Here is a 10,706-nt window from a genome sequence, read left to right as displayed (position 1 = left end):
CCCCATTATTCGCAAAGTTGGTTAGGTTCATCATGTCGCAAAACGATTCCATTGTCAACTGAAAGCCTGTTCCCGTAATCGCTTATTGCTTGAACGACTTGAGAACAATAACGGCATTATGCCCTCCAAATCCGAAGGAGTTGGACATCCCTATTGTCAGATCCGCTCGACGTGACTTATTCGGAACGTAGTCCAAATCACATGTAGGATCTTGATTCTCTTGATTGATAGTCGGGGGAATGATTCCTTCTTGTAAGCTCTTCACCAAAGCAATCGCCTCCACGCCGCCAGAAGCGCCTAACATATGCCCAAGCATCGACTTATTTGCCGTAACTGGGACCCGGTATGCATCTTCTCCGAAAAGCTTCTTAATGGCCATTGTTTCCGATCTGTCGCCGAGCTCGGTACTTGTTGCATGCGCACTAATCACATCTACTTCTGCAGGGAGCACGTTTGCTTCCAGAAGAGCCGATTTCATTGCTTGGTAAGCTCCCCTTCCTTCAGGGTGAGTAGCGACAATATGATAGGCATCGGAACTGGCCCCGTACCCGATCACTTCTGCGTATATTTGCGCATTTCTTGCGGTTGCGTGAGACAGGGACTCCAATATCAGGATGCCTGCTCCTTCCGACATGATGAATCCGTCCCGTCCAGCATCAAACGGCCGGCTTGCCATGTGTGGCTCGTCGTTGCGGGTGGACATAGCCGTGGCGTTGCCGAAGCTGGCTAATGATATGTCTGTTATGGCTGCCTCAGCTCCACCAGCAAATACGACATCTGCCATTCCATAACGGATATGCCGAAACGCTTCACCTATCGCCGTATTGCCAATCGAACAAGCGGTTACCGGAGACAGGCTTGAACCTAGCGCCCCGAACTTCATACTAATCATCGCGGCTGCCATATTCGAGATCATCATAGGGACTAGGGTAGGACTAACCCGTTCCGGCCCCCGGTCCCGGAGTAATCCGTCCTGTTCTAGCAACGTCTGAATGCCGCCAATCCCTGAACCGACATATACGCCTAATCGTTCCCGGTCCATTTGTTCAAGGGATAGACCTGAATCCTGCAGAGCTTGCTCCGCGGCCGCAACAGCGAACTGGCAGAACCGGTCCATACGTCGCGCTTCTTTACGGCCGAATCGAGCTTCTGCGTCAAATTGTTTAACCACGCCAGCTATCTTAGTCTTATGTCTATGTGTATCGAAAGTGTCAATAAGCGAAATACCCGATTGTCCATGGATCAACTGATTCCAGAACGTATCGACATCATTTCCAAGCGGTGAGATGACACCCATCCCCGTAATAACTACCCGTTCCATATGCAATACCCTCCCTTTGCTAATCCTGATGTCATTCATCTTGTCACTAATCTTATCCTATTACAAGTTGTAGTTTATTATAGTATAATTACTACCACCTTAATGTTCGTCTTGGACAGGAATAGGAGACCGGATACGATGAATACACAAACCCGACTTCAAGCGTTATCGGCATTTTTGAAAACACAAAGAGCCCAGGTTACTCCGCAATCCGCTGGCTTGCCAGTTGGGAGCCGCAGAAGAACGCCAGGGTTAAGAAGAGAAGAAGTCGCTCAGCTAGCAGGAGTAAGCAMTACTTGGTATACGTGGCTTGAGCAAGGTAGGGATATCAAGGTATCCGCTTCGGTATTGGATTGTATCGCATCCGCATTACAGCTTACTATGGACGAACGCAAATATTTGTACGCATTAGCCCTTGATAATGGGTTAGGTGTTGCTGTCCATAAGGAGGAACAGCCGCAGCTAAGCTTGTCGCTGCAAAAAATACTAAAGGAGCTGAAGCTGTGTCCTACGATCATATCAGACCGTCGGTGCAACATTGTCGGATGGAACGAGGCGGCCGCGCACGTTTTTCTGGACTTCGAACGCATATTGCCCCCGGATCGCAACTTGATCCGATTGCTGTTCACCCGCAAAGAACTGCGGCGCCTGGCCGTCAACTGGGAGCACTTCGTTAGCGGCTTCCTTGCGATCTTCCGTGCCTATTACGGCCAGAATGTGGACGATGAATGGTATGACCGGTTTCTAGCGGAAATGAGCGGGCTTCACCCCGAATTCAATCGTTTGTGGGAACAATCCGAAGTGAGCTCTGCTCCTGAGGTATTAATTCAATTCCGGCATTCCAAGGTTGGCCATATGTTGTTTCATTTGACGTCTCTCCAGGTCCAGGGATCATCTGATTTGCGCTGCAGCATCTACACACCGGCCCCGGACACTTCGACGGAAACAAAGATGAACAAACTGATGGGCCTAAGCGCCTCCACCACCCATGAAAGGACATAAGAAACCGTCCGGAAGATGACCGGACGACCCTTGGCGTTTAAGTTCAGTTTGGCACGTGGGGAGGAAGTAGACAGGAGATTCCGACCGCTGTTGAAATCTCGGCCCTTGGATTGTAGTTTTGTCGTAGTTGGGCCAAGATTTCAAAGGCGGACACTTCGTTTCTCCACCCCCTGCCTACATCCTCCTTTGTTCTGCTTTCCTTCAAAGAGTTTTCTTTGTCCGTACTCTCCACTGATGTTTCCACGTGGAATCTTCTGATACCGGTCCCAAGACGATCCCACGTAATAACAGGACATCCAATATGTTGTAATACAGAAAAACGCCACTTAGCGGGAAGTCCCGTTAAGTGGCGTTTATGCTGTATGGCTGTAATTGAAATCGGAGTAACACGATTTGAACGTGCGACCTCACCCACCCCAAGGGTGCGCGCTACCAGGCTGCGCCATACCCCGACAGCATCAAAGCGTAAGCACATTATAAAACAGCATCCGCTTCGATTGCAATAATAAATTGGTAATTTCTCCGATTGCAGGCCGTTACGGATGCAGCAGAACTTTGGCCAATTTGCCCGGATCAGACAGCAGCTTCTCGTACCAACCACTCGCATCCTCGAACGGTGCCTTGACCACCCAATCGTCATCCATCCGAATGCGTCCATCGGCAATCCAATCCAGAGCAGTCTTGAAGTTAGACGCTGAATAGGCGAAAGCGCCAATGCAAGTAATCTCGCTCCGCACGATATGATTAACTGGGAGCGATGATTCCGCCTCATGCAGTCCGGTGAAGATTACCTTCCCGCCAAAGGCGACACATTCAATACATTGCGTGCGCGTTGCCCCTGCTCCTACAGCATCTATAGCGCAGTTCACTCCTGCCCCGCCAGTCAACCGCTGCAGTTCCTGCTTAACATCGACCTCTCCAGGATTGAGCGGCGTAGCGCCAAGCTCAGCAGCCAATTCAAGCCGTTGTGGGTTGCGATCCACAGCGAAGATTTCCTTTACCCCGTATGCCTGTATAGCTTGTAAGGCGAACAGCCCTATTGGCCCCAGCCCGATGATAAGGACGCGATTGCCAGGCTTAACGTCGGCCAGTTCAGCAGCCCGGACGCCACAGGCAAGCGGTTCTACGAACGTACCCTGCTCGAATGTAACATGATCGGGCAACTCATACACGAATCGCGCCGGGATCTTCACGTATTCCGCATTGCTGCCAGGCAGCGCTGCACTAAGCAGCTTGCGATTCGAACATAGCTGTTGCTTGCCCCGCAAGCATGCATCGCAATTCCCGCATGTGACGAGCGGGTTCGCCGTAACCCGGCCTCCACGCTTAAGGTTAGGAAATGCTTGAGCAGCCTTCAAGCCTATATCCTCAATCGTTCCCGAAAACTCATGTCCGAATATCATAGGCGGCTTGCGCAGCGAGTTGTGACCGAGATACCCGCTCAGCTCTGAACCGCAGATACCTGAATAGACTACACGGATCAACACTTCATCCTCTGTCAGGTTGGGGAGTTCCGTCTCTCTCACGTTCATTTGCTTAGGTCCGTCATAAAATAACGCTTTCATCAATTTCTACCTCCACCACAAAGTTTTCGTAATCCTGATTACTAATTCGGTCTATCAAAATATCGATCATAATGTACCATGCATGCCAGCATGCGTCAATTGAATTGTTGGATGTTTCGATAGGAAAAAACAAAGAAACAACCGCATAAGCGGCTGTTCCCTTTTCCTAGCTATGAATCGTAGCCATTCGGACGGCGAACGTGCCAGTCCCACGCCGTTTGGATAATCGTAGCCAAATCGGCGTATTGCGGCTGCCAGCCCAGCTCGCGTCTCGCCTTGGCCGAAGATGCGATCAACACCGCTGGATCTCCAGCTCTTCGCGGAGCCGATACCGCTGGGATCGGATGACCGGTCACTTGCCGCGCGACATCAATGACCTGCTTAACTGAGAATCCGGTCCCATTGCCCAGATTGTATACACCGCTCGTATCGGTTTCACGAAGACGCTTCAGCGCTAACCAATGGGCGTTGGCCAAATCCATCACATGGATATAGTCACGAACACAAGTGCCATCTTCCGTGGCATAATCTTCGCCGAACATCGTAATCTGTTCTCGCTGACCAAGTGGCACTTGCAGGATCAACGGAATCAGATGGGTTTCCGGCTTATGGTCTTCCCCGATCGAACTGTCGGGGTAAGCTCCCGCCGCATTGAAATACCGCAGAGAAATCGACTTCAATCCGTATGCCTGCTCGCACCAACGGAACATACGCTCCATCGCAAGCTTGGTTTCCCCGTATGGGTTAGTCGGCTCGGTAACGTCATCTTCTTCTATTGGCACACGCTTCGGTTCACCATATGTGGCGGCTGTGGATGAGAAGACGATCCGCTTCACGTCGTGCCGGATCATGGCGGCTACTAGCGAATGAGCTCCGATCAAGTTGTTGTCATAATACTCTAGCGGCTGCTGCACGCTTACTCCTACAAGCGAAGAAGCTGCGAAGTGAATGACTGCTTCAATAGGATGAGCAGCGAACAGTGCATCCAACACGGCAGCGTCGCGAATGTCCCCTTGCACGAACACTGCCCCTTCAGTCACTGCATCGCGATGTCCTGTAATCAGGCTGTCGATGACAACGACCTGCTCGCCTTGCGCCAATAGCTCTTTTACCGTGTGGCTGCCGATATAGCCAGCTCCTCCGGTTACTAATATAGACATGTTTCTGCCTCCTCCAGCATTCATATCTCTAGATCTCTTTTGCACCATCCCCAATATCGCATACATAGAACGACGGAACAAGTCCTGTTCGAGCAGTATACTGTTCGCTAACGACACGATGGAACGTATCAACGGCATCCTCTCGCACCAAGCTTACGTTGCAGCCACCGAATCCAGCTCCTGTCATTCGCGTACCGATACAGCCTTCGATTTCCTTTGCGACCGCATATAGCGTATCCAACTCTACCCCTGTAACTTCATACAAGTCTCGAAGTGATTCATGCGATTGCTTCATCAGCGTCCCGAACGTCTCCAGATCGCCCTCGGCCAAGCTGCTCTTGGCGCGCAGCACTCGATCGTCTTCCCGAATGACATGCTCCACACGGTTGGCAATAACCGGTACGGTAATCAGATGCTTGACTTGCTCCCAGGCTGGAACCGACAATTCTCCAAGACTTGTCAACTGTGGAAGTTCACTGCGAATCGCTTCCAACCCGTCTTCACATTGCTGCCTTCTCTCGTTGTACTTGGAGTCGGCCAAGCCTCGACGTTTATTCGTATTCGTAATGATTAGCTTATACCCTTCAATATCGAGCGGCACATGAGCATAATCCAGCGTATCGCATTTCAGCATCATCGCATGCCCTTGCTTTCCCATCCCAACGGCGAATTGGTCCATAATGCCGCAATTCACACCTACGAATCGATTCTCCGCCCGTTGTGACAGCTTCACAAGCTCCAGCATCGGCCATTGTTGACCAGCCAACGTAGAGAGCGCTAGAGCCGTCACAAGCTCTATCGAAGCCGATGAGGAGAGTCCAGCCCCATTGGGCACATTGCCCCAGAATACGAGATCAGCGCCGGCATAGTCTTCTAACTGATGACCAGCTGTTTCGTGCAGCTCGATGAGTTGGGCAAGTACACCCTTCGAGTAATTAGCCCAATCGTCCTCCTTGCGGTATACGATCTCGGCACGAGGACAATCGACTTGCGCTTCGAACTGAAGTGACCGGAACCGGTATACACCGTCTTGTCGCGGTGCCACCGCTGCATATGTGCCGAACGTTAGCGCAGCAGGAAACACATACCCTCCGTTATAATCCGTATGTTCTCCTATTAAATTTACGCGGCCAGGCGCAAAGAAGTACCGCACCCCTTCGACATTGCCAAAAAACTGGCGAAATCCTTCTTTCACTTCGTTTAACCCTTGCGCATGAACACCTTGACTCACGATAACCGCCCCTCCTTTTGCAAATACCGCTGATATGCTTCTCGTAGTTTCGGCGCTGTATCCTCGACTGCGGCGGTGTTAGCTGCAGCCCATGCACCCATTTCCGAAGAAGCGTACCATTTCACCTTGTCCTTCTCGCGTAGCGGCGGATAGAACTCGATATGGAAATGATAATAATCTTCTACGGAATCTCCGTTCACTGGCCGTTGGTGCATGACCATCATGTAAGGGAACAGCTTATCGAACAATTCGTCCATTGCCCCAGTCGTATCCTTCAGAATCGAGGCCAGGCTGAGCTTTTCCTCTGAGGTGAAGTCAGTCAGCGCGGTCTTGTGCGATTTACTAACAATAAACACCCCGTATGGGTAGTCGGTGAAAAAGGGCACATAGCTAATAAAATGTTCATTCTCCACAATAACCCGTTGCTCGAAAGCCGCTTCTTCCCGGTTCATGTCACACAGTAAGCATGTCCCGTTCTGATCATGGTGTTTCTTGCAGTTGTCCAGCTCAGTCCGGAGCTTAAGCGGCACATGGGAATAGGCATACATTTGCCCGTGCGGGTGCGGCATCGTGACTCCACACTCTTCGCCTCGGTTCTCGAATATCATCACATACTTATTGAGCGGATCCTTCTCCATCTCGACGAATCGTTCCGTCCATAGATCGATCAGCTTGCCAATGTGTGGTACCGACAGCTCTGGCAAAGTCTTGTGATGATCGGGTGAGTATAAAATAACTTCGCATTTGCCGTAAGAGGGGGCCGTCTTGTACAAGGAAGTGGCTACCGCATCCGGTTCCGGCGGGTTCGGGCTTAGCACAGGAAAATCATTCTTATACATCAGAACATCATAATCGTCAGGTACTTTCCCTGATCCGGGACAGAATGGGCAGTACCCCTTCGGCATATGAGGCCGGTTGGCCCGGTTGGAGGCTACCATAACCCAATCCCCCAACAATGGATTGAAACGCATCTCAGCCATATTGCTCCTCCTGCTATACTTTATTAATTATTTTAATTAAGAATACTTACATCATACTTGTTTCGCTCCACTTTTTCAATAATTACATGGTTGATTGTGCATACTTTTTTCGTTATTCTAATTAAGTGTACTAAATCTATGCAGAAAAGGATCGGTGAGCATGAATCCTCCCATGACCGGCAGTTTCCAATGGATGAAATCGTTGAACCGCTCCATCGTCTTGAACAAAATTCGCGAGGACGGACCTATCTCTCGTGCCGATATAGCCAAACGTACTTCGTTGACCCCACCTACGGTTACGCATCTCGTGAATGAGCTCATCGCGGAACGCTTTGTCGTCGAGAGCGAAGTGGGCGCGTCAAGTGGTGGGCGCAAACCGATACTGTTAACAATTAACGCTTCGGCGTATTCCTGTATCGGAATTGATGTCGGGGTGAATTCGATAAAGAGTGTGATAACCGATCTGAATGCGAATCTGATCCATCAAGACAAGCAGCCAATGCCTGCCTCACTCGATGCCGATACATTAATGCAGTTGTTAGAGCATACTGTCAACCAGCTGTTGGAAGATTCCAATGTGCCGAAGACTTCCGTACTAGGTATCGGTGTGGCCATGCACGGGCTAGTCAATCCCGAGGATGGCATTTCCTTGTTCGCGCCTAACATGGGACTGCGACAAGTGCCGATCGGCCCTAACCTCGAACAGAAAACTGGACTGCCCGTATACGTAGAGAACGATGCCGCGGCCATGGCCCTCGGCGAGCTATGGTTCGGTGGGGGACAGCATACCCAACATTTCATCTGCGTGAATATTGGTGAAGGCGTAGGTGCGGGGATAGTCATTCAAGGCAACATCTACCGAGGCAGCCACTTCTCTGCAGGGGAGATTGGTCACACGACCGTGGACTTGAATGGTCCCCGCTGCAGTTGCGGTAACTATGGTTGCCTGCAGACTCTAGTCTCGGGCCCCGCGATTGCCGATGCCATTCGTAAGCATATTGCGATGGGCGGCTCTAGTCTGGTGGAAGGAATGGCCGACGGCGTTCTGGACCACATCACGGGTGAGATGGTGTATGAAGCCGCACGACAGCACGATGCGGCCGCGGTGGAGACGTTCCGGAAGACGGGCCAGTTGCTCGGCATCAGCCTGACGAACTTGATTCATACGCTGAACCCGCAAAAGGTTATACTCGGCGGCGGTGTGGCGCAAGCTGCTGAATTTCTGCTGGAGCCTGTCCATGAAGCTGTGCGAAGCCGTGCGTTAGAATCATCGCTCGAACAGCTTACGATTGAAGTGTCAACACTCGGGGAGTTAGCGGCTGCGATCGGTGCGGTTACCATTGTGCTAACCAAGCTATACGCGCCTCAGACGGCTTGATCGATCTTAAAATGTAAGTACGCAAAAACGCCCCTGACTGTTGGAACAGTCGGAGCGTTCGTTGTTAGAATGCTTGGAAGGCTTAAGGTCGATTTGCTTATTGAGCTGYGCAAACGTCGCGAAGCGATTTTCCTGGTTTGAATGCAGGCACCTTACTTGCTGCGATTTCGATTTCTTCTCCGGTTTGCGGGTTACGCCCTTTACGAGCGGAACGTTCACGAACCTCGAAATTTCCAAAACCTACTAGTTGTACCTTATCACCTGTTTGCAGAGCTTCAGTAATCGCTTCGAATACGGCATCAACCGCTTTCGTCACATCTTTCTTGGAAAGATCCGTCGAATCAGCCACTTTGGCGATCAATTCGGATTTATTCATGCCTTTCACCTCCCCCCATGAATGATCAATTCCTTTATTCTCCTGTGTTCACCGTTTTAATTGAATTTATACATTACCGGCTCAAAAAACGGCCCTGTTCCCATTATCTGCCTAGAGAGTGCGAACAAAACTCATCTTAAACTATCCACCACCCAAACACAACCGGACTTTATACCTAAAACATTCCCCACAAAGTGAAGCGGGCCTCTGTAGCGTATTCCTATTACTTTGCGGGGGCCCCGGGGGTAAATGCCAAGAGCCTCCCTACAAAGTGTAGCGAGCCTCCTTCCCCCAACAACCAAAAAGAGCACTCATGTGAGTGCTCTCGGTCTTTATAAGATGATGGCGATTAGTCCGCCGGACCCTTCATTGATAATGCGGCCCAGCGTTTCCTGCAGCTTGTAGCGGGCATTGTCCGGCATCATCGCCAGCTTGCCTTGAATGCCTTCTCGCACGATCGAATGCAGCGACCTGCCGAAGATGTCCGACTCCCATATCTTCAGTGGATTCTCCTCGAAGTCTTGCATCAAGTAGCGAACGAGTTCCTCGCTCTGCTTCTCGGTCCCGATGATTGGCGCGAATTCGGATTCGACATCGACGCGAATCATATGGATGGATGGCGCTGTCGCCTTCAACCTGACACCGAAACGCGAGCCTTGACGGATCAGTTCCGGCTCATCGAGCGACATGTCTTCGAGACTAGGCGGCGCGATACCATATCCGGTCGTCTTGACCATCTCAAGCGATTCAGCGAATCGGTCGTACTCGCGCTTCGCATGCGTGAATTCCTGCATAAGTTGGAGCAGGTGGTCCTTGCCACGAATTTCTACACCGACGACTTCAACCAGAATCTGATCGTACAACTCATCCGGTGCGTACAAATCAATCTCGGCTACACCTTGCCCCATATCCATGCCGGCCAGTGCGGCTCGTTCAATAAAGTCATACGTATCGAAATGCCCGACTACTCGATCGACATCCCGCAAGCGACGAATATCTTTCACCGTATCGCGTACGGAGTTCTCGAAGTAGGAGCGAAGCCAGTGCTTCTCATCGAGCACCATAACCCAGCTTGGCAGATTCACATTTACTTCATGGACAGGGAACTCATACAACACTTCACGCATCACTTGAAGAATATCGTCTTCATTCATGTTCGCCACACTTAACGCCATGACCGGAATATCGTATTTGACATTAAGCTGACTGCGCAGTTCCAGTGTCTCCGGGCTATTCGGACGTGTCGAGTTGACGATCAGGATGAAGGGCTTCCCTACTTCCTTCAGCTCGTTGATAACCCGCTCTTCCGCATCCACATAGGACGAGCGCGGGATTTCCGCGATTGAGCCGTCTGTGGTGATGACAACCCCTAGCGTAGAATGCTCTTGTATGACTTTGCGCGTGCCGATCTCGGCTGCTTCCTGGAACGGGATCGGTTCATCGAACCATGGCGTGCTGATCATCCGTGGGCCACTCTCGTCCTCGTAGCCTTTGGCACCCTCTACAGCGTACCCAACACAATCCACAACCCGAATGTTCACGTTCAGRCCTTCTGCTACTTGAAGTTTCACGGCGGTGTTCGGCACGAACTTAGGCTCGGTCGTCATAATCGTCTTCCCAGCAGCGCTTTGCGGCAGCTCATCCGTGGCGCGCACCCGCTCAGCCTCATTCTGAATGTTCGGCAGCACCAGCG

General features: G+C 51.1%; 9 protein-coding genes and 1 tRNA gene. 2 read left to right on the top strand and 8 right to left on the bottom strand.

Annotated features, from left to right (window positions below; genetic code table 11):
- Positions 1-82: 82 nt before the first annotated feature.
- A complete protein-coding gene (gene fabF, locus AC1DWB_RS28710) occupies positions 83-1,321 on the bottom strand; it encodes a beta-ketoacyl-ACP synthase II (RefSeq protein ID WP_477544522.1) in 1,239 nt (412 codons plus the stop codon).
- A gap of 138 nt (positions 1,322-1,459) precedes the next feature.
- Between fabF and AC1DWB_RS28705 the strand changes: the two genes are divergently transcribed.
- The gene (locus tag AC1DWB_RS28705) at positions 1,460-2,323 is read left to right on the top strand and encodes a helix-turn-helix transcriptional regulator (RefSeq protein ID WP_477544521.1); all 864 of its coding nucleotides are present in this window, start codon (positions 1,460-1,462) and stop codon (positions 2,321-2,323) included.
- 378 nt (positions 2,324-2,701) lie between these two features.
- On the opposite strand, the gene AC1DWB_RS28700 is transcribed toward AC1DWB_RS28705, so the two are convergent.
- The 5 genes from AC1DWB_RS28700 to galT form a co-directional block, all read right to left on the bottom strand.
- A tRNA-Pro gene (locus tag AC1DWB_RS28700) sits at positions 2,702-2,775 on the bottom strand.
- An 84-nt stretch (positions 2,776-2,859) separates the two neighbouring features.
- Positions 2,860-3,888 carry a zinc-dependent alcohol dehydrogenase gene (locus AC1DWB_RS28695; protein ID WP_477544520.1) on the bottom strand — a complete coding sequence of 343 codons (1,029 nt, stop codon included), beginning with the start codon at positions 3,886-3,888 and terminating at the stop codon, positions 2,860-2,862.
- A gap of 170 nt (positions 3,889-4,058) precedes the next feature.
- Positions 4,059-5,048 (bottom strand): UDP-glucose 4-epimerase GalE, encoded by a 990-nt coding sequence (gene galE / locus AC1DWB_RS28690; protein ID WP_477544519.1) that lies wholly within the window; start codon positions 5,046-5,048, stop codon positions 4,059-4,061.
- 28 nt (positions 5,049-5,076) lie between these two features.
- Entirely contained in the window at positions 5,077-6,279 is a 1,203-nt protein-coding gene (locus AC1DWB_RS28685) for a galactokinase (RefSeq protein WP_477544518.1), read from the bottom strand.
- Positions 6,276-7,259: a galactose-1-phosphate uridylyltransferase gene (gene galT / locus AC1DWB_RS28680; RefSeq protein WP_477544517.1), complete on the bottom strand. Its 984-nt coding sequence runs from the start codon at positions 7,257-7,259 to the stop codon at positions 6,276-6,278. The genes AC1DWB_RS28685 and galT overlap by 4 nt, the downstream gene beginning before the upstream one ends.
- Before the next feature lie 160 nt (positions 7,260-7,419).
- On the opposite strand from galT, the gene AC1DWB_RS28675 reads away from it, so the two are divergent.
- Positions 7,420-8,637 carry an ROK family protein gene (locus tag AC1DWB_RS28675; protein WP_477544516.1) on the top strand — a complete coding sequence of 406 codons (1,218 nt, stop codon included), beginning with the start codon at positions 7,420-7,422 and terminating at the stop codon, positions 8,635-8,637.
- A gap of 97 nt (positions 8,638-8,734) precedes the next feature.
- Here AC1DWB_RS28675 and AC1DWB_RS28670 read toward each other — a convergent pair whose 3' ends face one another.
- On the bottom strand, positions 8,735-9,013 hold the full coding sequence (locus AC1DWB_RS28670) for an HU family DNA-binding protein (RefSeq protein WP_477544515.1): 279 nt from the start codon (positions 9,011-9,013) through the stop codon (positions 8,735-8,737).
- 332 nt (positions 9,014-9,345) lie between these two features.
- The coding region (gene spoIVA / locus AC1DWB_RS28665) for a stage IV sporulation protein A (protein ID WP_477544514.1) at positions 9,346-10,706 on the bottom strand (1,361 nt) is incomplete at its 5' end.

The organism is Paenibacillus sp. P4_E11 (assembly GCF_056401635.1).
Note: the sequence above shows the minus strand (reverse complement) of the source record. Positions and strands in the feature narration are given on the sequence as shown.

What these genes read in the sequence shown, in the direction of transcription:
- fabF (WP_477544522.1), bottom strand. Translation starts at nt 1,321, where the DNA reads ATGGAACGGGTAGTTATTACGGGGATGGGTGTCATCTCACCGCTTGGA.
- AC1DWB_RS28695 (WP_477544520.1), bottom strand. Translation starts at nt 3,888, where the DNA reads ATGAAAGCGTTATTTTATGACGGACCTAAGCAAATGAACGTGAGAGAG.
- galE (WP_477544519.1), bottom strand. Translation starts at nt 5,048, where the DNA reads ATGTCTATATTAGTAACCGGAGGAGCTGGCTATATCGGCAGCCACACG.
- galT (WP_477544517.1), bottom strand. Translation starts at nt 7,259, where the DNA reads ATGGCTGAGATGCGTTTCAATCCATTGTTGGGGGATTGGGTTATGGTA.
- AC1DWB_RS28675 (WP_477544516.1), top strand. Translation starts at nt 7,420, where the DNA reads ATGAATCCTCCCATGACCGGCAGTTTCCAATGGATGAAATCGTTGAAC.